This is a genomic window from Paraburkholderia sediminicola, assembly GCF_046026895.1.
In the GTDB taxonomy this organism is placed as follows: domain Bacteria; phylum Pseudomonadota; class Gammaproteobacteria; order Burkholderiales; family Burkholderiaceae; genus Paraburkholderia; species Paraburkholderia sediminicola_C.
The window spans coordinates 1-22,672 of record NZ_JAQQEU010000004.1 but is presented as its reverse complement, the minus strand read 5'-3'; the positions used below and the strand labels follow the sequence as shown (position 1 = coordinate 22,672).

Sequence of the window (22,672 nt, the reverse complement as noted above, 5' to 3'; positions counted from 1 at the left end):
AGTGCCACGCGGGGTTAAAGGGTTAAAACAACGCTCCACGACCATCGTGAAGCACCTACCGACAACGAGATTTCTACTGCTCCCGGCACTGATGCGCAACTCGTAGTTTCATCAGGCAGGCGGGACTAAAGCTTCGTACCATTGCACCACTTGCTCGACCGCCTGGTCGACCGACAAGGCGGAGGTGTCTAGCAGCTTTGCATCCGTTGCAGGCTTGAGTGGCGCGGCTGCGCGCTGACTGTCACGCGCGTCGCGCTCACGCAAATCCCGGAGCAAGTCATCTATATTAGCAGAAAATCCTTTTTGGATCAATTGCTTATACCGGCGCGCCGCGCGGGCCTCGACGCTGGCGGTCATGAACACCTTCAGCACGGCGTCCTGGAAGATCACGGTGCCCATATCGCGACCGTCGGCGACCAGCCCCGGCTCCTTGCGAAAAGCCCGCTGACGCGCGACCAGCGCGGCTCGCACGGGCGCATGCACCGCGATCGCCGAGGCCCGGCTGCCGACTTCCTCGGCGCGAATTTCCGCCGACACGTCGACGCCGTCGAGCTGCGCCAGCCCCTCACGAAACGTGATGTGCAGGTCGTCGATCAGTTTGACAAGGGCGTCGGCGTCATCCGCCGCGACGCCGTAACGCAGGCTGGCCAGCGCGGCCAGCCGGTACAGCGCGCCGCTATCCAGCAGGTGAAAGCCGAGGCTCGCGGCAACCAGCGCGGCCACGGTGCCTTTGCCGGAGGCACTCGGGCCGTCGATCGTAATGACGGGCGTCTGGTGAAAGGGACGGGTCGGTTTCATCGAAAAAGTCGCACGTCAGTCGATCCGGGGTCGAATCAGGGTTGAGCAAGCGCGGTAAAGCGCTCGAAATAATCAGGAAATGTCTTGCCGACGCACTTCGGGTCGTTGATCCGGATCGGCACGCCGCCGAGACTGACCAGCGAGAAGCACATCGCCATCCGGTGGTCGTCGTAGGTGTCGATCGCGGCGTTCGGAATCAGCTTTTGAGGCGGCGTGACGACGAGGAAGTCCTCGCCCTCCCGCACCTTCGCGCCGACCTTGCGCAGCTCGGTCGCCATCGCGGCGATCCGGTCGGTTTCCTTCACGCGCCAACTGGCGATGTTGCGAAGCGTGGTGGCGCCGTCCGCGAACAGCGCGGCGACGGCGATCGTCATCGCGGCATCGGGGATCAGGTTGAAGTCCATGTCGATGGGCTCGAGCTTGCCGCTGTCGTGGCCGACGCCGCGCACTTCGATCCAGTCGTCGCCCATCTGCAGATTCGCGCCCATCTTGATCAGCGCATCGGCGAAGCCGACGTCGCCCTGGATGCTCGCGCGACCCACGCCTTCCACTCTCAGCGGGCCGCCGCCGAGCGCGCCGGCCGCGAGGAAATACGACGCGGACGACGCATCGCCCTCTACCATGATCGTGCCCGGCGACTGGTAGCGCTGGCCCGCCGGCACGACGAACTGATGCCAGCCGTGGCGTTCGACCTCGATGCCAAAGCGCGCCATCAGCTTGATCGTGATCTCGATGTACGGTTTCGAGATCAACTCGCCGTCCACAAGCACGGTGCTCACGCCGCTTTCAGTGCGCACGAGCGGCAGTGTCATCAGCAAGGAGGTCAGGAACTGGCTCGATACGTCGCCGCGCACACGGATCGGCGCGTCGGCGCCAATCTGCGCCGGGCGGATCCGCAGCGGCGGATAGCCTTCATTCTCTTCGTAGTCGATCTTCGCGCCGATCTGGCGCAAGCCGTCGACCAGATCGCCGATCGGCCGTTCGTGCATGCGCGGCACGCCGTGGATCCGGTAGTCGCCGCCGTTCACGGCCAGCGCCGCGGTCAGAGGACGCACCGCCGTGCCCGCATTGCCGAGGAACAGGTCGGCGTGGCGTGCGGTGAACGCGCCGCGCGTGCCCGTCACGACGCAGGTGTCGCCATTGCGCTTCAGACGCACGCCGAGCTTTTCCAGCGCGTCGAGCATCACGCGGGTGTCGTCGGAGTCGAGCAGGTTGGTGATCGTCGTTTCGCCTTCGGCGAGGGCCGCGAGCAGCAACACCCGGTTCGAGATGCTCTTCGAGCCAGGCAGACGAACCGTGCCGGACGCACGGGAATACGGTCCGAGATCGAGGAATTCCATGATTGAGTCCAGTTTCCGGTTATTTCGGCGCGTCGCTCCGGGCAAGCCCGGCCGCGCGCTGTTCCTGCCATTCGGTGAGCGCGAGCCGCGAGCGTGCGAAGACGGCTTCGAGCGCGGCGCCGTCGGCGGCTTCGATCGCGCTGCGCAGGCGCGCAAGCACGTCCGTGTACGCGTCGAGTTCGTCAAGCAGCGCGGCACGGTTGGCAACGCACACGTCGCGCCACATTTCCGGGCTCGACGCGGCGATGCGCGTGAAGTCGCGAAAGCCCCCCGCCGCAAACGAGAATTTCAATGCGGCGTCGGGTGAATTGAGAATCTGCTCGACCAGCGCGAACGACAGCACGTGCGGCAAATGGCTGACCGACGCGAACACGCGGTCGTGCTGCTCGGGCGTCATCTCGCGCACGAGGGCGCCGGTGGCCCGCCACATCGCCGCGACCCGCTCGACCGCCTCCGGCGCATTCTCCGACAGCGGGCACAGCACGACATTGCGGCTCACATACAGGTCGGGCAACGCGGCATCCACGCCGCTCGACTCGCGACCGGCAATCGGATGCCCCGGCACGAACTGGCCGATGCGTGCGCCGAGCGCCGCACGAGCCGCGCCGACTACGTCCGACTTGGTGCTGCCCGCATCGGTGACGATCGTGGCAGTGTCGAGGTACGGCGCGATGCGCTCCAGGAGCGGCTGCGTCTGCGCGACGGGCGCCGCCAGCAACACGAAGTCCGCGCCGCGCAGCGCTTCACGCAGCGCGGTGTCGTCGTTCAACGCGGCGGCGCCGTCGATCACGCCTAAGGCCTGCGCCCGCGCGCTCGACGCGGGCGACCGCCCGACGCCGATCACCTTGCGCGCGCCCTCGACCTCGCCCCGCTCGCGCAACGCGCGCGCGAGCGATCCGCCGATCAGGCCGACACCGAAAATCACCAGCTTGTTAAAAGAGAACGCGGCCACGTCGGTCACAGAAAAAGGCGCGCCAGTCATGCCGATGAGTTGCCGATCAGGCGCGCGGGTCAAGGATCACCGCTTACGCGGTCGCGAGCGTTTTTTCGAGCGCCGCGAGGAACGCTTCGTTCTCTTCCGGCAGGCCGATCGTGATGCGCAGCCATTGCGGCAAACCGTAGTTGCCGACCGGACGCACGATCACACCCTGCTTCAGCAATTCGAGGTTCACGCGATTGCCGGCGGCGGCATCGTTGCCGACGCGCACCAGCACGAAGTTGCCGTCCGACGGCACATACTCCAGACCGAGCTTGTCGAACGCCTCGGTCAAACGGCGGTAGCCTTGCGCGTTCAACGCCGCGCTCTTCTCGAGAAACGCCTGGTCGTTCAGCGCGGCGATCGCCGCAGCTTGCGCCAGCGTGTTCACGTTGAAGGGCTGCCGCAGGCGGTTCAGCAGGTCGGTCAATTCGGGCTGCGCAATCGCGAAGCCGACGCGCAGGCCGGCGAGGCCGAACGCCTTCGAGAAGGTGCGCGATACGAGCAGATTCGGGTAACGGCGCACCCATGCGATCGAGTCGTAGCGCTTTTGCGCGGGCAGATATTCGGTGTACGCCTCATCGAGCACGACGGCCACGTGGCGCGGCACCTTGTTGAGAAACGCCTCGAGCTTCGGACCTTCGATGAACGTGCCGGTCGGATTGTTCGGATTGGCGACGAACAGGAGACGCGTGTCGTCGGTGATCGCGGCGAGCATCGCGTCGAGGTCGTGCCCGTATTTGACGGCCGGCACGACGATCGCGCGCGCGCCCACGCCTTGCGTGGCCAGCGCGTAGACCGCGAACGAATACTGTGCGAAGACGATCGACTGGCCTTTCTCGACGAACGCGTGCGCGGCGATTTCGAGAATGTCGTTGCTGCCGTTGCCGAGCGTGACCCAATCGGCCGGCACGCCATAGCGCTCGCTCAACGCCGCCTTCAGCTCGAAACCGTTCGCATCCGGATAACGGCCGAGTTCGCTGGCGGCCTGCGCCAGCGCGCGCTGCGCCGACTCCGGCATACCGAGCGGATTTTCATTCGATGCCAGCTTCACGATGGTCGCCTCATCCAGACCGAACTCGCGGGCCACTTCCGAAATCGGCTTGCCGGCGATGTAAGGCGCGATTGCGCGCACGTAGGAAGGACCAAAAGACGCTGTCATGAATATCTCCGAACGACTGTGGATGTGGAATGTGCGGGTGGGCGGCCCGGTGCCGCCCGAATCCCTTTGCCTGCTTCCCGTCAGCGGGCGCGCGGGTACGAACCGAGTATCTTCAGGAACGCGGCCTTCTGGCCGAGTTCGGTCAACGCGGCGGCAACCGCCGGATCGTCGCGATGGCCCTCGACGTCGATGTAGAAGTAGTACTCCCACGTGCCGATACGGGCCGGACGCGATTCGAAACGGGTCATCGACACACTATGGCGCGCGAGCGGCTCCAGCAGCTTGACCATCGCGCCCGGCTCGTTCACGACCGACACGATCAGCGAAGTCTGGTCGTAGCCGCTCTGGCCGGCCGGCTGCTTGCCGATCATCACGAAACGCGTGCGGTTGTGCGGATCGTCCTGAATCAGCGCGTTTACCACTTGCAAACCGTAATGGGTCGCGGCGCGATCGCCGGCGATCGCCGCGACCGTCGGATCTTCCGCGGCCAATCGCGCGGCTTCCGCATTGCTCGACACCGCCTGGCGCTCAAGCTGCGGCGCGTTGGTCGACAACCAGCGCTGGCATTGGGCGAGCGCCTGCGCATGGGCGCACACGCGCTTCACGCCAGTGAGGCCGCCATTCAGCGTCAACAGATTGTGGTGAATCGGCAAAGCCAGTTCGCCGCCGATCGTCAACTGCGTTTGCAGCAGCAGGTCGAGCGTGCGCGATACCGCGCCTTCGGTCGAATTCTCGACCGGCACGACGCCGAATTCGGCGGCGCCCGCCTCGACCGAGCGGAACACTTCGTCGATCGACGGGCACGGCAGACCTTCGATCGACTGACCGAAGTACTCGTGCATCGCCTGTTCGCTATAGGTGCCGACCGGCCCGAGGTAGGCGGCCTTGATGGTTTTTTCGAGTGCACGGCTCGCCGCCATGATCTCGCGCCAGATTGCGCTGATGTGCTCGCCCGCGAGCGGCCCTTCGCTCATGTCCTGCAAACGCGCGATCACCTGCTGTTCGCGCTCGGGCCTGAACACCGGCGCGTTGAAATGCTTCTTGACCTCGCCCACTTCGAGCGCCACCGCGGCACGCTGGTTCAGAAGTGCGATCAGCTGCGCGTCGAGCGCGTCGATGCGTTCGCGAAGGGGTTTGAGTCGGGTATTGAGTTCGTCGTCCATGCGTGAAAACGGCCCTGCCGGGTAACTGCTGGAAAGGATGCGCGCGCCTGCTGGTCAGCGTGACTCAGGCGCTGCGCTGCTCGAATTCCTTCATGTATTCGACAAGCGCTTTGACGCCTTCGAGCGGGACGGCGTTATAAATCGACGCCCGCATGCCGCCGACGGACTTGTGGCCCTTTAGCTGCACCATTCCCCGCGCTTTCGCGCCGGCCAGGAAATCTTCGTTGCGCGATTCGTCGGCGAGGAAGAACGGTACGTTCATTCGCGAGCGCGAGCCGCGTTCGACCTTGTTCAGATAGAAGCTGCTCGAGTCGATCGCGTCGTACAGCAGCTTCGACTTTTCGAGGTTACGCGCTTCGATCACGGCAAGGCCGCCCTGCTTCTTCAACCACTTGAACACCAGCCCGGCGATGTAGATCGCGTAGGTGGGCGGCGTGTTGTACATCGAATTATTCTCTGCGACGGTCTTCCATTCGAACGCCGACGGGCAGATCGGCTGCGCGCGGTCCAGCATGTCCTCGCGCACGATCACCACCGTCACGCCGGCCATGCCGATGTTCTTCTGCGCGCCGCCGAATAGCACGCCGTATTTGGCGATGTCCATCGGGCGCGACAGAATGTGCGACGACGCGTCCGCCACCAGCGGAATATCGCCGAGGTCGGGAATCTCGAAGGTCTCAACGCCGTGGATGGTCTCGTTCGTGCACAGATGCACATAAGCCGGATCGTCCGACAACTGCCATTCCGCGCGCGCCGGCGCGCGCGTGAAGCCGTCGGCCGTCTGACCGCTGGCGGCCAGATGCGCGCTGCCGTATTTCTGCGCTTCCTTGAACGACTTCTGCGACCACGAACCGGTGATGACGAAATCCGCGCGCGGTTTCGTGCCGAGCAGGTTCATCGGCACGATCGCGTTTTCGCCCAGCCCGCCGCCCTGCAAGAACAGGATTCGGTGACTAGCCGGCACGGCGAGCAACTCGCGCAGATCGACGAGCGCCTCCTCGTGGATCGACATGAATTCTTTGCCGCGATGGCTCATTTCCATCACGCTCATGCCACTGCCTTGCCAATTGAGCATCTCGTCGGCTGCCTGGCGCAGCACATCTTCGGGCATGGCCGCCGGGCCGGCTGAGAAATTAAAGACGCGCATCGTGAAGTCCTGGAAGCGGGCGCGAAAAACGATAGATCGCGCAAAAAACGGCGGAGGTGGCCGCCGGCAAGGCGACCACGATGAAACGTGGCCACGCGGAATCGACGGCGCGGGTCCGCTAGCGCGGGCTGGAGGAAGCGACTGACCGGAACGAATCCGCCGAGATTCCGCGCCGAAAAGAAAATGGCCGTCTGCGCCTGTGCGCAAACGGCCATTATCGCATTGTCATCGCCAACCCGCCAAACCCGGCACGCGCTACGGCGTGCCCGGCGAGCCTGCCAGGCGGCGGCTCAGGCGATGTCAGCGCAGCCTTTCGACCGTGGAATTACTTGGCCGCCGGCTTGACCGAAGCGACTTCCTTGTCGGCCTGATCACGCGTTGCCTTGATCGATTGCGGCATGTACTTCTGCATCAGGCCGTTCACGACGTCGCGGCCAACCTGGTCTTGCACCTGGATGAACTTGCGGCCGGTCGGGCTCTTGTAGAACGCCGTCAGATCCTTGATTTCCGACGTGCTGTAGTACTTCGCGTACGCGTCGTACTGAGCTTGCATTGCGTCCTGACGGAAGTTGTCCGTTGCGAACACCTGGCCTGCGCCGTCAACCAGCTTCGGCACTGCGTTCTTTTGCAGCGTCGGCACGGCAGCCTGCTTCTGCTTGTCCGACATCGTCTTGTTTTCGCTCAGCGCGTCCGACAGGATGGCCGGAACCAGTTGCTTCGCTTGCATTTGCGCGCTATTGCCGATTGCGCCGACGAGCTTCTGCGCGTCGATTGCGTCCAGCAGGTCCTTGATCGCAGCCTGCTTGGCCGGGTCAACCGGTGCTGCGGCAGCAGCCGGAGCCTGAGCCGCCGGCGGCTGGCTTTGCAGCGCTTGAGCCATGGCGAAGGTCGGCACGAGGGCGGCCAGCAACATCAGTTGTTTAAATCGTTTTTGCATCATTACTCCCTAAGAGAAATTAACTTGAACTGCGCGCTGCGCGGGATGCGTGTCGGCCCGACACGCCATAGCTCCCTGCGCAGCATTCAACCTGTTACCGAGACCGGGAGCCGCCGACGCGGATCAGGCTGCACCGTTGTCTTCACCGCCGTTGTTGCCTTCGGCGGGACCTTCGGTGTCGCCTTCCACTTCCGCCTCGGCCACCTGTTGCAGACCAGAAAGCTTGGTCCCTTCGTCAAGGCTGATGAGTGTAACACCTTGGGTTGCACGTCCCATTTCGCGGATTTCCGACACGCGCGTGCGAATCAGCACGCCCGTATTGGTGATCAGCATGATCTGCGCTTCATGATCCACTAGCGTGGCGGCGACGACCTTGCCGTTACGCTCCGAGGTCTGGATCGCGATCATGCCCTTCGTACCGCGCCCGTGACGGGTGTACTCGGTGATCGGGGTACGCTTGCCGAAGCCGTTTTCGGTGGCGGTGAGCACCGACTGCTGCTCGTCGCCGGCGACCAGCAACGCGATCACGTTCTGTCCGTCTTCGAGCTGCATGCCGCGCACACCGCGCGCTTCACGGCCCATGGGGCGCACGTCGTTCTCGTCGAAGCGAACCGCCTTGCCCGAGTCCGAGAACAGCATGACGTCATGCTGACCGTCCGTGATGGCCGCGCCGATCAGGTAATCGCCGTCATCCAGACCGACCGCAATAATACCCTTGCGCAGCACGCGGCCAAAGGCTTCCAGCGGCGTCTTCTTGACGGTTCCTAACGCGGTGGCCATAAAGACGAATTTGTCGGCCGAAAATTCCTTGACCGGCAAGACAACCGTAATCTTCTCGCCTTCCTGAAGCGGGAAGATATTGATGATCGGACGGCCGCGCGAGTTCCGCGAACCTTGCGGAACTTCATAGACCTTCACGCTGTAGACGCGACCGCGATTCGAGAAGCACAGAATGTGATCGTGCGTGTTCGCGATGAACAGCGTGTCGATCCAGTCGTCTTCCTTCATCGCCGTGGCCTGCTTGCCGCGCCCACCGCGCTTCTGCGCGCTGTACTCGGACAGCGGCTGCGATTTCACGTAGCCCGCATGCGACATGGTGACGACCATCTCTTGCGGCGTGATCAGATCTTCGGTGTTCAGCTCGGTGGCGTTCAGCTCGATCTTCGAGCGGCGCGCATCGCCGAATTCGGCCTTGATCGACGTGAGTTCGTCGACGATGATCGCCGTAATGCGTTCCGGGCGAGCCAGGATATCCAGCAGGTCGGCGATCTGCGCCATCACTTCGCGATACTCGCCGATGATCTTGTCCTGCTCCAGACCGGTCAGGCGCTGCAGACGCATCTGCAGAATTTCCTGAGCTTGGGTGTCGGACAGACGGTAGAGGCCGTCAGCCTGCATACCGAACGACGGATTCAATCCGTCAGGACGGTAGGCTTCGCGGCCACCCGCCGACGCGTTTTCCGTCTCCGCGCGCGACAACATTTCGCGCACCAGCGACGAATCCCACGGACGCGCCATCAATTCCTGCTTGGCGATCGGCGGCGTCGGCGCGGCCTTGATGATTGCGATGAACTCGTCGATGTTGGCGAGCGCAACCGCGAGGCCTTCGAGCACGTGGCCGCGTTCGCGCGCCTTGCGCAGTTCGTATACAGTGCGCCGCGTCAGCACTTCCCGGCGATGCGACAGGAAGCACGACAGCATTTCCTTCAGGTTCAGCAGCTTCGGCTGGCCGTCGACCAGCGCGACCATGTTCATGCCGAAGGTGTCCTGCAGCTGGGTCGCCTTGTACAGATTGTTGAGAACGACTTCCGGCACTTCGCCGCGCTTCAACTCGATCACGACGCGCATGCCGCTCTTGTCGGATTCGTCGCGAATGTCGGAAATGCCTTCGAGCTTCTTCTCGTTGACCAGCTCGGCGATGCGCTCCAGCAGCGAGCGCTTGTTCACCTGATACGGCAGTTCGTCGACGATGATCGCCATGCGCTGGCCGCGGTCGATTTCCTCGAAGTGCGTGAGCGCGCGCATCACCACGCGGCCGCGGCCCGTGCGATAGCCGTCGCGCACGCCGGCCACACCGTAGATGATGCCGGCGGTCGGGAAGTCGGGGGCCGGGATGATCTCGATCAGCTCGTCGATCGTGGCTTGCGGGTTTTTAAGCAGGTGCTGGCAGGCGTCGACCACCTCATTGAGGTTGTGCGGCGGAATATTGGTCGCCATGCCGACCGCGATGCCGGACGAGCCATTGATCAGCAGATTGGGAATGCGCGCGGGCAGGATGGCCGGCTCGTTTTCGCTGCCGTCGTAGTTCGGCGCGAAGTCGACCGTTTCCTTGTCGATGTCGGCCAACAGTTCGTGGCCGATCTTCGCCATGCGGATTTCGGTGTAGCGCATCGCCGCGGCGTTGTCGCCGTCGACCGAACCGAAGTTGCCCTGGCCGTCCACCAGCATGTAGCGCAGCGAGAAGTCCTGCGCCATCCGGACGATGGTGTCGTATACCGCCGTGTCGCCGTGCGGGTGATATTTACCGATCACGTCGCCGACAATACGCGCCGACTTCTTGTACGCGCGGTTCCAGTCGTTATTCAGCTCGTGCATCGCGTACAGCACGCGCCGGTGCACCGGCTTCAGGCCATCGCGAACGTCGGGAAGCGCACGCCCTACGATCACGCTCATCGCGTAATCGAGATACGAACGGCGCATTTCCTCCTCTAGGGAGATTGGCAGAGTCTCTTTGGCGAATTGATCCATTATCCGTATCTTTTACGTGCGAAGGCGCCGGGTTCAGCGCGCCTTCGCGTAAGCATTGCAGGCGCAATGCATCACGCGATTCTAACATGCCGTGAATCCGCGCCCGGCGAGGGTACGTATACCTATTAGCAGGAGCTTTGGGAGGGGGCCCCCAAGACCCTGCTTTCGAGCCGTCCAGGCGCGATTCGTGCGTGGGGCAATCCGGCGCTCAGCCAAGACTGGCGGCGCGTTCCGGCGATTACTTCTGTTGCGCATGCACCACAATTGAGGGGCGTTTTGATCCGGGGCGGATTTTTTTATCGTCGGAAGGGAACGATATGGCAAAATGCCAACGCACAAAGAGTTAGACACTGCTCGAAGTCTACACACCACGTTTTTTGTTCCGCACAAATGTTATACTTCGAGCAATGTATGACTTGTCTTCGTCAACAGGCTCGCAGTAAACCTGCGGTAATCTCAATTTCGAGAGGAGAAATATGAATAAACTTTCAAAGCTCGCGTTCATTGCAGCTACCGCAGTTATGGCTGCATCCGCCGTGGCGCAGTCGGTGCCGGCGTCGCGACAAGCTACGAACGACAACTGGGTGAATGGTACTGGCGAATACGTGTGGATGAACGGCACGAACGAGCTTTGCTGGCGCGATGCATTCTGGACGCCCGCAACGGCCAACGCAAAGTGCGATGGCGCCCTGGTTGCTCAAGCTCCGACGCCGCCGGCTCCGGTCGCACCTGCACCGGCCATCTCTAGCGAAAAGATTACGTATCAAGCTGACGCGTTGTTCGACTTCGACAAGGCAATCCTGAAGCCGGCAGGCAAGGACAAGCTGAGCGAACTGGCATCGAAGATTCAAGGTATCAACCTGGAAGTCGTCGTCGCAACGGGTCACACGGACCGCATCGGTACGGACAAGTACAACGACCGTCTGTCGCTGCGCCGTGCACAAGCTGTGAAGGCATTCCTGGTCAGCAAGGGCGTCGAAGCCAACCGTATCTATACGGAAGGCAAGGGCCGTCGCAACCCGGTCACGACCGGTTGCAACCAGAAGAACCGCAAGCAACTCATCGCCTGCCTCGCACCGGATCGTCGCGTGGAAGTCGAAGTTGTGGGTACGCCGAAGCAGTAAGCTTCAGGTTACCGCAGTATCAAAGCCCCGCTTCGGCGGGGCTTTTTTTATGCGCAGTTCGCGCTGTGCGATCTCGGGCGCGCCGTCCGGCAGGGAGTGGGTGAACGTTCGCGCCCCGCAGTCGGGGCGACCAGCCACGAAGCGAAGCTCCACGAGGCCAAGTCCCACGACGCACCGCCCCAGAGCCACCCTTTTGCCGCCCTGTCCCTCGACCTATATACTCAGGGTTTATCCTCGAGCGCCCGCTCAACGCTCTCATCGAGGCAGCTTCCGCCATGACCAACGCCGATCCCCACGAACTACAGAAATTCAGCGACCTCGCGCATCGGTGGTGGGACCCGAATGCCGAATTCAAACCGCTGCACGAACTCAACCCCATTCGTCTGAGCTGGATCGACGCCCAAGCGCATCTGGCAGGCAAGAAGGTGCTGGACATCGGTTGCGGCGGCGGCATTCTTTCGGAGTCGATGGCCGGCCTCGGCGCGCATGTGAAGGGCATCGACCTGTCGACCCAGGCACTCGGCGTCGCCGATCTTCACAGTCTTGAAAGTGGTGTAACCGTCGATTACGAAGAGATCGCCGCCGAGGCACTCGCCGCCCGCGAGCCGGGCACGTTCGACGTGGTCACCTGCATGGAAATGCTGGAGCACGTACCTCAGCCCGGCGCTATCGTCGAGGCCTGCAAGACACTCGTGAAGCCTGGCGGCTGGGTGTTCTTTTCCACGCTGAACCGCAACGTGAAGTCGTACCTGTTCGCGGTGATCGGTGCCGAATACATCGCGCGGATGCTTCCCAAGGGCACGCACGACTACGCGCGCTTCATCCGTCCGTCGGAATTGGCGGGCTTCGTGCGCGCCGCCGGCCTGCGCACAGCCGACATCAAAGGCATCGTCTACAACCCGCTCAGCAAGCATTTCACGCTGTCCGCCGACACGAGCGTGAACTACATGCTCGCCTGCCGACGCGACACCTGAGCCGCCCCGACCCGCCACACTGAATTCAACAATGAGCGATCCCACCCCCCTGCCCCAACGCGAAGGCAACGACGACGTGCTCGGCCTTTGCCATGCTGTGCTGTTCGATCTCGACGGCACGCTGGCCGACACGGCGCCCGATCTCGCGGCCGCCGTCAACAAGATGCGCCATGACCGCGGACTCCACATGGTGCCGCTCGAAGACCTGCGTCCGCTCGCGTCCGCGGGCGCGCGCGGGCTGCTCGGCGGGGCGTTCGGCATCGGGCCGGACGATCACGAATTCGCGTCGATGCGCGAGGAGTTTCTCGCCAACTACGAAGCAGATTTGTGCATCGAGACCACGCTGTTTCCCGGCATCCCCGAATTGCTCGACGAGCTCGACGCACGCGGTGTGCGCTGGGGCATCGTCACGAACAAAGTCGCGAGGCTCACCGAGCCCCTGATCGCGCAACTGGGCCTCGAAGAGCGCGCGGGCTGTGTCGTAAGCGGCGACACGACTGCGCATTCGAAGCCGCATCCGGCGCCCTTGCTGCACGCCGCGCGCGAGCTGGACGTGGTGCCGGAGCGTGTCGTCTACGTCGGCGACGATCTGCGCGACGTGCAGGCGGGCTTCGCGGCCGGCATGAAGACCGTGGCGGCTGCATACGGCTACTGCGGCAACGACATTCCGCCGGCGCAATGGCACGCGCAGCATGTCGTGCAATCACCGGTCGAATTGCAGAAGCTGTTGCGCGAGATCGGCTGAAGTGCCGCGGCGGCCGCCACACCAATGAGTCAGGACGCGGCCGTCAATCTACTGTAAAATCTATGCTGGCTCAGAGAACTTGAGCAACGAACCGCGGGGGCGACCTGGTTTCGACAGGGGTTGCAAAGCGGCTAGGGCATGTCGAGGACCCGTCACCTCGTTAATCAATGGGAAAAACGTAACTGCAAACGACGATACGTTCGCACTGGCAGCCTAAGGGCCGCCGTCCTCTGCCTAGTTCACTGACGGGCTAGAGTCGCAAGACCGGTAGCAATACCGACAGAGGTCATATACGTCAGTTAAGCCTTGGTGGCGTCACGACATCCGGGTCGAAAATCTAGTGAATCGCCTCAGTGCAGCGTGTTCGTCCGCGTCACTGGGGTTAAATCAAATGACAGAACTAAACATGTAGAACTGGTCGTAGAGTGCTTCTGGACGCGGGTTCGATTCCCGCCGCCTCCACCAAACATCCTGCAAGGAACGCTGCTTTGTAAAAAACCCCGCTAGCCTCCGGCTCGCGGGGTTTTTTGTTTCCCGAACCCACCACGCTCGTCAGCGAGTCGCCGCAAGCGCCTTCTGTTGCGCGACGCGCAACGCTTCGATCGGCGACATTGGCGGCGGCCCGGCACCCTGCGTGGTCTGTTGCGCGCTCTGACCGGCGACGCCCTGCTCATTGCCCGCATGCGCCGCGCGCTCCGCCGCCACCGCCTGACGATTCGCCATCGCACCGCGCCCCTCCTCCCCCGCGGCCAACAACCCATTCACCCGCGCCACCTCGTCCAGGTCCAACGTCGCCGTCGCGGCCTTGAGCTGCAGCAACGCCACAATCGCCGTATAGCGCGCCCGAATCAGATCGCGACGACCCGTGTAAAACGAATCCGCTGCCCGCAGCACGTCGGTGCTCGTGCGGCTGCCCACCTTGTAGCCCACCTGCGTCGCGCTCAATGCGGCGCGCGAAGTCTGCACGACGCGCATCAACCCTTCGACCCGCGTCACGCCGTCATGAAAGCGCGTCCAGTTCTCCTGCGCGGTCGCGCCCGCTGCCCGAGTTGCGCCGAGCAGCTCTTCCCGCGCCTTGTCCTCGAGTGCACGCGCTTCGTCGATGATCGCGTCCGTCTCGCCCCCTTCGAATAGTGGAATCGTCACCGACAACATCGCGGTCGTGGTGGTGGTCGGACGAGCATAGCCGGAGGCCGCGCCGGCCGGCGTGTGGCTCGCGGTCAAATTCACGACCGGCAGATTCCGCGCGCGCGCCTTCTCCACTTCAAACTGCGCGATCCGCCTGTCGATCTGTTTCAACTGCACCATGTAGTCGTGCGCTTCAGCCCGCATGACCCAGCTATCCTGGTCGTCGGGACTCAGGTGCGGCATCAGCGCGGAGTCCGACAAATGCGCCAGTCCCGCAAACGGCTCACCCGTGATCTGTTCCAGCGCCAGGCGCCGCAGTTGCAAATCGCCGCGGGCATCGGTCTGCTGCAGCCGGGCCTGCTCGCGCGCCGCTTCGGCGTCCCGCAAGTCGATCACGGTCGCCTCGCCCGCCGCCTGCCGGCGCTGCAACTGCTCGATATGCTGTTCGAGCGCGAGCGTGTAGTCGCCGGCGCGCGCCAGTTCGTCTTCGGCAGCGAGTTCGTCGAAGTACGCGCGCACCCCTTGCAGGATGGCCTCTTGCTGCGCGCGCGCAGCGTCGAGCGCGCCGCGCGCGCTGACAAAGTCGGCCTGGCGGTACGTCGTCCAGCGGCTCCAGTCGAACACCGGCTGCGTCAGCGTGACGGTCCACCCGTTTTGCCAGTAGTTGTCGCTCGGAAGGCCCTCGGTGGCGATTCGGTTGTACGCGCGCCCCCAGCCGCCCGACAGTTGCGGCAGCAATGCCGCGCGGGCCTTCGGCACCGCCAGCCGCCCGGCCCTGGAGCCTGCGCGCGACGCCGCAGGTCCGCGTTGTAAGCGAGCGCCTGCTCGGCGATTGTGAGCAGGTCGACGGCGGCCGCGGTGCTCGCGTGATTGACGCAGGCGAGCGCGATCAGCAAGGCCGCCACCATCCGTTTATTCATCGACGACCGCCTCCGCACGCGCCTCGCGCAGCAGCTCGCCGTCGACCAGCCGATAACGCGTCTCGAACGCGGCCGCGAGCGACATGTCGTGCGTGATCACCACGACGGTCCGCTCGATCCGCCGCAGCAACGCGACGATCTTGCGCACCGACATGGGATCGAGATTCGACGTCGGTTCGTCGAGCAGCAGCAGTTCGCGTTGCTGATACAGCGCTCGCGCGAGCAGCAAACGCTGCCGCTGGCCAGCGGAAATATTGGCGATCGTGTCGCTGATCACCGTGCGGGTGCGCATCGGCAGACGCATCACGTCGGGCAGCAGGCCGACCTCATCGAGCAACGCGTGAATGCGCGCCTCGTCCGCGTGGCCGGCAAAGAGCGACACGTTATCCGCAATCGAACCATGCAGAATCAGATCGCCCTGCCGCATGTGAACGGCATGCCGGCGGATTTCGTCGACGGTGAGATTCGGCCACGCGATGCCGTTCAGCAGGATCTCCCCTTCCTGAAGCGGTTCGGCCGCGGCGAGCAGCTTGAACAGCGTGGACTTGCCGCTACCCGACGCGCCGGTGATCACGATCTTGTCGCCCTTGCGGATCACGAGGTTCGCGTGCTTGAGCACCGGCTGGTCCGACACGCCGTAGCGGAACGTGACGTCGCGCACGTCGATACGCTCGAAGCTGCGCACCTCGACGGTCTTGTGCACATCGGCCGGCGGCGTGTAGCGCTCCGCTTCGCCGTCGACGATGTCGCCGACCCGCGCGACCGGCACGCTCAGCATGAAATACGCGAAGGCTGCATTGATCGAGCGCGCGAAGCGCTCCGACAGCAACGACTTGTAGATCAGAAACGAATAGAACACGCCCACCGAGATCGCGCCGCCGAGCATCAGGCGCGCGGCAAACCAGCTGACCGCGATCATGTCGGCGTAGTTGACGAGCTTGAGAATCGCGTCGCGGGTGCTGCCGAGGCGGCTGTTGTGCACGACCGCCGCGAAGTACGCGCGGTACTTCGCCATGAAGATCGCGGTGCGCCGCGTCTCGCCCTGCGACAGCTTGATCAGCGACGCGCCGCGAATCGTCTCGATCAGTGTGTCGTCGCAACGCGCCGATTCTTCGAGCACGAGCGCGTGCGTGTCCCGCATCCGCGTGAACAGCGCGAACGACACCGCCACGTAGAGCACGAAAATCAGCAGCGCGATCAGCGTCAGTTGCGGGCTTTGCACCAGCATCAGCGCCAGCGCGACCAGGCCGACGACCAGGTCGATGCCGAGTGCGATCATGGTGCGCGTCGCGTACACGCTGATCTCGTCCTGCGCCTTCACGCGCGCGAACAGATCGCCGACGTGACGCTTCTCGAAGTACGGGATCGGATTGCTCAGCAGCTTCGCCAGCAGGCCCTCGGTCATGTTCATCTGCACGAGGCCGTGCAACAGTTCGACGAGGTAGGTCTCGATGTACTGGCTCAGCGCGCCGACGATGAAGATGCCGGAGAACGTCAGCACCAGCACGTTGAGTAGATTCAGGTTGTCGGCGGCGACCACGTCGTCGAGCACCAGATTGCCGAGATAAGGCATCGCGAGAATCGCGAACTGGCTGCCGAGCGCGATGAACATCACCTTGGCGATCTGCGCGTTGAGTTGCGGATTGAGCGCGCGTACCCGCGCGAGCGCCGCCGGCACGCGCGACTTGTGGCGCATGCGCGGCATCGTCGCGGTCGGCGCGCATTCGAGCAGGTAGCCGGACACGTTGGCGACGAAGGTGTCCATCGAAATGCGCCGGCGGCCCGTCGCCGGATCGATCACCTGCACATAGCCGCGCCCGTACTTCTCGAACACGACGAAATGCGCGCCGCCGAAATGCATGATCGACCCGCGTTTGACGCTCGCCAGATCGCCGCTGCCGAAACGGTAAGCCTGCACCGCCAGCCCGAACTCGACGGCGACGTCGTACAGGTCCATCAGCGACAAACCGTTCGCCGAGATCGGTCTGAATGCCTGCAACTCGCGCACTTCGGTCGCCCGGCCGAAGTGCGACAGCACCATCGCCAGACAGGCGTAACCGCATTCGGCAACTTCGTTCTGATAGATCGCGCGCACCGTCAACCTCGCAGCACGCGGAACAACGGCGCGAGCACCCATTCGGCGATGGTGCGGCGCTCGATCACGATACTCGCCGTCGCATTCATGCCAGGCAGAATCTCGAAGCGCTGCCGCTCGAAGTGGAATGTGTCGCCGGCCAGCGTGGCCCATGCCATGTAATCGTCCTCTGCACCGCGCGTCTCGGAGGCGGCCGCCGGCGACATCGGCGAGCGCACGGTGGTGCGGGAAATCGAGTCGATCCGCGCCGGGTAGCTGCCGAATTTCGCGTACGGAAACGCGTCGAATTTGAGCCGCACGATCTGCCCTTCGCGAACGAAGCCGCGCCGCCGCGACGGAATGCGCAGCGCGGCGCGCAGCGCGCCCTTCTCGCCGGTCGAGATGACCAGCGCGACGTCGTCCGGCGCGAGCGTGCGCCCCGGCACCAGCCCGGAATAGGTCACGAAGCCCGCTTTCGGCGCGGAAATCGTTGCGTCCTGACGGGTCTGTTCGAAGCGCATACGAATGTCCTGTAACTCGCGCGCGTGGCGCGCATCCAGTTCGTTGAGTTGGGCGCCCAGGCCCGTTTGGGTGCTCAGCGCGGCACCCAGGTCCGCAGCGAGCTGCTGACGACGCGCGGCGCTTTGCGCAACAGCAACCTTCGCCTGATGCGTATCGGCGCTCGCCTGCTCGATCCGGTCGGCGGTGATGTAGTCGGCCACCGACTCCAGCCGCGCAAGCTTGCGGCTGGCCTCGCCGGAGAGCGCGCGGTTTTGCGCCAGTTGCTCGTCGAGCGCGGCGATTTCCGCGCGCCGGCTCTGTGCGGCGAGCCGCGCGGCATCTCGTTGCGCGCTCAGATCGGCCTTGCGCTGAAGGTACTGCGCGTCGCTCGTGCGAATCTGCTCGTCGCGGTCGTGTTCGTCGAAAGCCTTGCGTTGCAGACCGTTGCTCGCGAGCGTCAAATCGCGGTCGAGACGAAACAGCGGCTCGCCCTGCGCCACACGCGACGCGCGGCTCACGCAGATATCCGACACGAGGCCGCTTAATCCTTGAATCTTGAGTTCGGCCGGCGACACGATTTCGGCGCGCACGTCCTGCTTCAATTCGACATCGTGAACGAACGCGAACACGATCGCGACGGCCACGAGCGTGGAAGTCGCATACGCGATCCAGCGCCATGAGACGTCCCTGAACTGGGGAAGATTGATGGGTTCCATAGTGTCATTGCCGCCGGTTGGCAACCGGCGCTATGTCTGTCCGCCCGGGGCGGGCGTCGTGCCGCGCGGCCGGATTGCCTCGCGGATGAACGTCTAGCGGGTCGGCGCGAACGCGTACATCGACGGATGTCCTGCGACGAGCCAGTCGCGATAGTTATCGACCACTGCTGCTTCGATACACGTGGCGAGCCGTTGCGCAGCGTCGGGATCGGCGAGCGGCAACGGCTCGAACAATTCGCCGCTGAACCGCCCGCGCTTGAAACGCAGATAGAACGGCAGCAGCACTGCACCGAACGGTGCGCCCAGCCGGAACACGCCGTTATGGATGCGCGCGTCGCGTCCGAATATCGACACGCCGACTGTCTCCATTGGGTAGCGGTGCAGCGTGAAGGGCGGCACATCGGCGAACAGCACCGCGACGCCGTTGCGTCTCAACGTTCGAGCCACCCGCAGGCCCAGCCCGTTGCGGTCGCCGTCGCCGTACGTGTAGAGCACGGTCACGCTGGGGATCAGCGTCTGGTCGTCGCCGTACATGTCGCGCGGCACGCCGGACACGACCGAAATCGATTCGAGCCCGAGCACTTCGCGCAGCTCGTCGATCACATAAATGTTTGCGTATTGCGATACGTAGTGAAACGGCGAAACGATGACGGGCCGCCCGGGCACCTCGGCCTGCAGTTGGCGGATCTTGCTGGCAAGTGTGGCCGCGATACCTTGCAGGTCCGGCCATGCTTCGCTGCCGCGTGACAGCCGGCCGTAATAGATCCGCTGGTCGATCAGACTTTCGCGCAGGCTGCCGGACGACACATGGGTTGCGCTGAACGGCGCCAGCCCCAGAACGTCACGACCGATCTCACAGCGCGCAATACCGTTCCAGCGCGTGCGGGCGTCGACGAGACTGTGGATTTTCCATGCAGCAGCGGCCAATGGCTCGATTGCCGAAGCCGGCAGGCGGGCGATCAATCCGCTTTGCAGTCTGCGCCTGGCAAGCGCGATTCTGTTGCGCAGCGAAGCCAGCATGACTGACGCGGTGGTCCACGACCCCATGTTTCACTCCACGTTGATGCTTTGGACCGGGGAGGTCCTCATGAGGACCTCCCCGGCATGCCAGACTATTACGCCTTGACAACCGGCGTGGTTGCTACCGGCGTCGTCTTGTTGGCGCACTTGCAGCAGCCACCAGCAACAGCGGATTTAGCCAGTTCATTGCGATTGATCTTTTGCATTTTCAGTACCTTTTTAGTGGTTGAACAAATTAGCTCGTAAGCAATTCCCCGCCTCATCGAGCGGCGCAATCCTAACATCATAAATTAATCACAAATCACAATTTGCCTTATTTGACAATTCATCTTATTTTATAAAGCATGCGCTGTCCGTCTGAATTGCATGCGAGCCCGACACGCTTTTCTCCATTCCGCCACCGCCCTCTGGCGCATCTCACACCGCCTTTACCAGCCCCTCCAGAAGGGAACTCCAGTCATTTAATTATCCATTCACACGATATTTATTCTCGGACTATAAATCAATCACCCGCTCAACAACATCGCATTTTCAAAGAAGCCAACAAATAGAAAAATCCGCAATAATAAATCTCCCAAATATCAAATAGAAATTTCCCAAATTTCTTCGGCGAGTTCGCAATCGCCAATAATCACCCATTTAATCTCGCCACTAAAATCGCCTCACCCACCAGGGATCACCCGACCTGCGGAATATTCACGTGCACGCATGCGTTTATTGCTGGCAGGCGAACGGCAATCCGCGAGTGCCCGCCCGCTGCCTATACTCCAACCACACGTTGTCAATTCAGGAGCCCGCATCATGCGCAAGACAATCCTCCTTCTCGCCCCGCTCGCGCTGGTTGCGCTGCAACAGAGCGCGCTGGCCGATCCGCCGAAGGTGAACAACGGCCGCTTCGTCAATGCCGACGGCATGACGCTCTACACGTTCGACAAGGACACCACGCCCGGCGTGAGCGCCTGCACCGGCGGGTGCATGAGCAACTGGCCGGCGGCGACGGCAAGCCCGGCAGACAAGCCGTCAGGCGACTGGACGCTGATTCCGAGCGCCGACGGCAAGCAGCAATGGGCGTACAAGGGCCATCCGCTGTATCGCTACGCGGCGGACAAACAGGCGGGGGATGCGAAGGGAGACGGCTTCAAGGACATGTGGCACACGGCCAAGCCTTGAGCGCCAGCCGGCCGGTTGCACACCGGCCGTCAAACAGCGGCGGCCGCGTCACGCCGGCGCCGCAGCGAGTGAGATGTCACTCGTCTTTAGGACACTGCAGATTGCAGCCGTTCGGGTCACCCATGTCGCCGCGCTTGCGGCGGTCCGACCTGCTGCCGTGTTGATACTTGTCCGAAGGCGCCGACGCGGCGAACGGCATTTGCGGATGCTCTGCCAGGCGGAACTCGTCCTGCAGGATGCCGCCCGGCACGCCTGGCGAATTCTGAGCGAAGGCAAGCGGAACGGTGGCGAGCAGCACACCCGCCGTCACGGCGACGGCACATGCGTGTAAAAGAACTTTCATATCGATTCAGCCGCGGTGTGGCGCGCGGTCAAGGCGGGAACGGAAGCTGAGAGATTAGCCGAAACGGACCCGATCCGCAGCGACTCGGGCAACACGATGTTTACGGCCTCTTACCGCAGGCTCCTTACAGCGCTTTTACTGCGCCGCATCAGCGCGGCTCGCCGAGGCCGGCCGCGAGATCGACCAGCTTGCCGCAGTCGCGTGGATCATAGCCTTCCAGATGCTCGACGCTGTGCAGAAACGCGCTGCCGCGCAGCAACGTGATCACTTCGGCGAGCGGTGCGCGTTCGAGATTCCCGCGGTCGCATGCGAAGTAGTAGTCCTCGTCGACGACCGGAATGAAGTCGAGCCCGAAGTGATGCGCCGCGGGCTCCACGCCGAAACCCACGTCCGCCATCCCGCTCGCGACGAACGCCGCGATCGCCGAATGCGTGAGTTCGGTCGACGCATAGCCGTTGACCCGATCCGGATCCACGCCGAGCTGGCGCAGCGCGAGATCGAGCAGCATGCGCGTGCCGGAGCCCGGCTGACGATTGACGAAGCGAATGTCGTCGCGCGCAAGATCGCGCAGGCCGCCGATCCGCTTCGGATTGCCCTTGCCGATGAACAGCCCCTGCTTGCGCCGCGTGAGATGCACGAGCACATGGCGCTGCGGATCGAGCCAGCGCCGGTAGGTATCGGCGCAGACCGCGCGGAATTCGCCGAGCGGCAGGTGAAAACCCGCCAGATCGCATTCGCCGCGCGCGAGTGCGCTGACCGCGTCCGCGCTGTCGCGGTACTTGATGTCGACCGGCAGATCGTTCGCCACCAGCGCCGTCACCAGCGCGGCCACCGCGTAACCGTGCGACGCGTGGATGCGCACGTCGTCGGCGGGCGAAGCGAGCCAGCGGTTCAGGTCGCTTGCCACTTCGCTCGCGAGCGCCTGCATGTTGCCGTTCAGCCGCTCGCCGCACAGACGCTGCGCCCGCAGCACGGCCTGCCCGAGTTCGGAGAGCACCGAGCCGCGTCCGCGCTCCTTCGCGATTAGCGGACCACCGAGGCGCTCTTCGATGCTGCGCAGCAAACCCCACGCGTGGCGGTAGGACAAACCCTTAAGCGTTGCCGCCTGCGCGATGCTGCCGGATTCGTCGACGAGCGCGAGCAGCGGCACCACGTCCGACAGGCGGGCCTCGCGGCCGTCCACGCCCTTCACCACCAGCTGCGCCTGACATTCAATCCTGATCATATATGTTCAACTCTTTCCTATTGCGCGCGCCGATTCACCCGCCTATCGTTCGCCTATCCTATATTGAATAAACGAAGCATACGTGCACTCATTATGAATAACAAGTGCATATATGACCTCGAAGGAGCCCCCTCTTGGACGATTCCCTCGCCATCGCGCCCGATCAACTCGTGCAGACTCACGCGCGGCCGGGCATGTCGCTGCTCGCGGTGCTGCACGCGATTCAGGACGAACTCGGCTACGTGCCCCCGGCCGCGGTTGCGCCGCTCGCGCGTGCGCTGAACCTGTCGCGCGCCGAAGTGCACGGTGTCATCACCTACTATCACCACTTCCGCAGCGAGCCCGCCGCGCCGGTCACCGTGCAACTGTGCCGCGCGGAAGCCTGCCGCAGCATGGGCACCGAAGCGCTCGCGCAGCACATCGAGGCGCACACCGGCTGCCGCTTCGACGCCGGGCATCAG

19 protein-coding genes and 1 other RNA gene are annotated in these 22,672 nt (G+C 63.5%); 6 read left to right on the top strand and 14 right to left on the bottom strand.

Features of this window, described 5'->3' with window-relative positions:
- Positions 1-111: 111 nt before the first annotated feature.
- From cmk to gyrA, 8 genes are all read right to left on the bottom strand, one after another.
- Positions 112-798, bottom strand: a complete 687-nt coding sequence (gene cmk / locus PQR02_RS04125; protein WP_408225883.1) for a (d)CMP kinase — start codon at positions 796-798, stop codon at positions 112-114.
- A gap of 35 nt (positions 799-833) precedes the next feature.
- Positions 834-2,138, bottom strand: a complete 1,305-nt coding sequence (aroA, locus tag PQR02_RS04120) for a 3-phosphoshikimate 1-carboxyvinyltransferase (RefSeq protein WP_408225880.1) — start codon at positions 2,136-2,138, stop codon at positions 834-836.
- Between the two features lie 19 nt (positions 2,139-2,157).
- Entirely contained in the window at positions 2,158-3,099 is a 942-nt protein-coding gene (locus tag PQR02_RS04115) for a prephenate dehydrogenase (protein WP_408226378.1), read from the bottom strand.
- A 64-nt stretch (positions 3,100-3,163) separates the two neighbouring features.
- A complete protein-coding gene (gene hisC / locus PQR02_RS04110; RefSeq protein WP_408225878.1) occupies positions 3,164-4,276 on the bottom strand; it encodes a histidinol-phosphate transaminase in 1,113 nt (370 codons plus the stop codon).
- Positions 4,277-4,356: 80 nt separating this feature from the next.
- Entirely contained in the window at positions 4,357-5,439 is a 1,083-nt protein-coding gene (gene pheA, locus PQR02_RS04105) for a prephenate dehydratase (RefSeq protein ID WP_408225875.1), read from the bottom strand.
- 64 nt (positions 5,440-5,503) lie between these two features.
- Positions 5,504-6,586: a 3-phosphoserine/phosphohydroxythreonine transaminase gene (gene serC / locus PQR02_RS04100; protein ID WP_408225872.1), complete on the bottom strand. Its 1,083-nt coding sequence runs from the start codon at positions 6,584-6,586 to the stop codon at positions 5,504-5,506.
- A 325-nt stretch (positions 6,587-6,911) separates the two neighbouring features.
- Positions 6,912-7,523, bottom strand: coding sequence for a DUF2059 domain-containing protein (locus tag PQR02_RS04095; RefSeq protein WP_408225869.1), 612 nt, complete (start codon positions 7,521-7,523; stop codon positions 6,912-6,914).
- Between the two features lie 123 nt (positions 7,524-7,646).
- Complete coding sequence (gyrA, locus tag PQR02_RS04090; protein ID WP_408225866.1) at positions 7,647-10,271, bottom strand: DNA gyrase subunit A; 2,625 nt, start codon at positions 10,269-10,271, stop codon at positions 7,647-7,649.
- 476 nt (positions 10,272-10,747) lie between these two features.
- On the opposite strand from gyrA, the gene ompA reads away from it, so the two are divergent.
- From ompA to ssrA, 4 genes are all read left to right on the top strand, one after another.
- Entirely contained in the window at positions 10,748-11,395 is a 648-nt protein-coding gene (ompA, locus tag PQR02_RS04085; RefSeq protein ID WP_408225863.1) for an outer membrane protein OmpA, read from the top strand.
- Between the two features lie 275 nt (positions 11,396-11,670).
- A complete protein-coding gene (gene ubiG / locus PQR02_RS04080) occupies positions 11,671-12,369 on the top strand; it encodes a bifunctional 2-polyprenyl-6-hydroxyphenol methylase/3-demethylubiquinol 3-O-methyltransferase UbiG (RefSeq protein ID WP_408225860.1) in 699 nt (232 codons plus the stop codon).
- A 31-nt stretch (positions 12,370-12,400) separates the two neighbouring features.
- Positions 12,401-13,114: a phosphoglycolate phosphatase gene (gph, locus tag PQR02_RS04075; protein ID WP_408225857.1), complete on the top strand. Its 714-nt coding sequence runs from the start codon at positions 12,401-12,403 to the stop codon at positions 13,112-13,114.
- A 95-nt stretch (positions 13,115-13,209) separates the two neighbouring features.
- Positions 13,210-13,579: a transfer-messenger RNA gene (gene ssrA / locus PQR02_RS04070) on the top strand.
- A gap of 87 nt (positions 13,580-13,666) precedes the next feature.
- Here the strand turns inward: ssrA and PQR02_RS04065 are convergent.
- From PQR02_RS04065 to PQR02_RS04050, 4 genes are all read right to left on the bottom strand, one after another.
- Positions 13,667-15,001 carry a TolC family protein gene (locus PQR02_RS04065; RefSeq protein WP_408225854.1) on the bottom strand — a complete coding sequence of 445 codons (1,335 nt, stop codon included), beginning with the start codon at positions 14,999-15,001 and terminating at the stop codon, positions 13,667-13,669.
- 153 nt (positions 15,002-15,154) lie between these two features.
- Positions 15,155-17,257 (bottom strand): peptidase domain-containing ABC transporter, encoded by a 2,103-nt coding sequence (locus PQR02_RS04060; RefSeq protein ID WP_408225851.1) that lies wholly within the window; start codon positions 17,255-17,257, stop codon positions 15,155-15,157.
- Between the two features lie 2 nt (positions 17,258-17,259).
- The gene (locus PQR02_RS04055; RefSeq protein WP_408225848.1) at positions 17,260-18,453 is read right to left on the bottom strand and encodes an HlyD family secretion protein; all 1,194 of its coding nucleotides are present in this window, start codon (positions 18,451-18,453) and stop codon (positions 17,260-17,262) included.
- Positions 18,454-18,546: 93 nt separating this feature from the next.
- On the bottom strand, positions 18,547-19,500 hold the full coding sequence (locus PQR02_RS04050) for a lysophospholipid acyltransferase family protein (RefSeq protein WP_408225845.1): 954 nt from the start codon (positions 19,498-19,500) through the stop codon (positions 18,547-18,549).
- A gap of 774 nt (positions 19,501-20,274) precedes the next feature.
- Between PQR02_RS04050 and PQR02_RS04045 the strand changes: the two genes are divergently transcribed.
- Positions 20,275-20,643 carry a COG4315 family predicted lipoprotein gene (locus PQR02_RS04045; RefSeq protein ID WP_408225842.1) on the top strand — a complete coding sequence of 123 codons (369 nt, stop codon included), beginning with the start codon at positions 20,275-20,277 and terminating at the stop codon, positions 20,641-20,643.
- Between the two features lie 76 nt (positions 20,644-20,719).
- On the opposite strand, the gene PQR02_RS04040 is transcribed toward PQR02_RS04045, so the two are convergent.
- Positions 20,720-20,986: a hypothetical protein gene (locus PQR02_RS04040; RefSeq protein WP_408225839.1), complete on the bottom strand. Its 267-nt coding sequence runs from the start codon at positions 20,984-20,986 to the stop codon at positions 20,720-20,722.
- A gap of 148 nt (positions 20,987-21,134) precedes the next feature.
- Positions 21,135-22,211, bottom strand: coding sequence for a substrate-binding domain-containing protein (locus PQR02_RS04035; RefSeq protein WP_408225836.1), 1,077 nt, complete (start codon positions 22,209-22,211; stop codon positions 21,135-21,137).
- Between the two features lie 134 nt (positions 22,212-22,345).
- Between PQR02_RS04035 and PQR02_RS04030 the strand changes: the two genes are divergently transcribed.
- A partial coding sequence (locus PQR02_RS04030; protein WP_408225833.1) for an NAD(P)H-dependent oxidoreductase subunit E occupies positions 22,346-22,672 on the top strand: 327 nt, incomplete at its 3' end.

What these genes read in the sequence shown, in the direction of transcription:
- PQR02_RS04035 (WP_408225836.1), bottom strand. Translation starts at nt 22,211, where the DNA reads ATGATCAGGATTGAATGTCAGGCGCAGCTGGTGGTGAAGGGCGTGGAC.
- gyrA (WP_408225866.1), bottom strand. Translation starts at nt 10,271, where the DNA reads ATGGATCAATTCGCCAAAGAGACTCTGCCAATCTCCCTAGAGGAGGAA.
- ubiG (WP_408225860.1), top strand. Translation starts at nt 11,671, where the DNA reads ATGACCAACGCCGATCCCCACGAACTACAGAAATTCAGCGACCTCGCG.
- ompA (WP_408225863.1), top strand. Translation starts at nt 10,748, where the DNA reads ATGAATAAACTTTCAAAGCTCGCGTTCATTGCAGCTACCGCAGTTATG.
- PQR02_RS04055 (WP_408225848.1), bottom strand. Translation starts at nt 18,453, where the DNA reads ATGGAACCCATCAATCTTCCCCAGTTCAGGGACGTCTCATGGCGCTGG.
- PQR02_RS04040 (WP_408225839.1), bottom strand. Translation starts at nt 20,986, where the DNA reads ATGAAAGTTCTTTTACACGCATGTGCCGTCGCCGTGACGGCGGGTGTG.
- PQR02_RS04095 (WP_408225869.1), bottom strand. Translation starts at nt 7,523, where the DNA reads ATGCAAAAACGATTTAAACAACTGATGTTGCTGGCCGCCCTCGTGCCG.
- PQR02_RS04050 (WP_408225845.1), bottom strand. Translation starts at nt 19,500, where the DNA reads ATGGGGTCGTGGACCACCGCGTCAGTCATGCTGGCTTCGCTGCGCAAC.
- pheA (WP_408225875.1), bottom strand. Translation starts at nt 5,439, where the DNA reads ATGGACGACGAACTCAATACCCGACTCAAACCCCTTCGCGAACGCATC.
- gph (WP_408225857.1), top strand. Translation starts at nt 12,401, where the DNA reads ATGAGCGATCCCACCCCCCTGCCCCAACGCGAAGGCAACGACGACGTG.
- serC (WP_408225872.1), bottom strand. Translation starts at nt 6,586, where the DNA reads ATGCGCGTCTTTAATTTCTCAGCCGGCCCGGCGGCCATGCCCGAAGAT.
- PQR02_RS04045 (WP_408225842.1), top strand. Translation starts at nt 20,275, where the DNA reads ATGCGCAAGACAATCCTCCTTCTCGCCCCGCTCGCGCTGGTTGCGCTG.
- hisC (WP_408225878.1), bottom strand. Translation starts at nt 4,276, where the DNA reads ATGACAGCGTCTTTTGGTCCTTCCTACGTGCGCGCAATCGCGCCTTAC.
- aroA (WP_408225880.1), bottom strand. Translation starts at nt 2,138, where the DNA reads ATGGAATTCCTCGATCTCGGACCGTATTCCCGTGCGTCCGGCACGGTT.
- cmk (WP_408225883.1), bottom strand. Translation starts at nt 798, where the DNA reads ATGAAACCGACCCGTCCCTTTCACCAGACGCCCGTCATTACGATCGAC.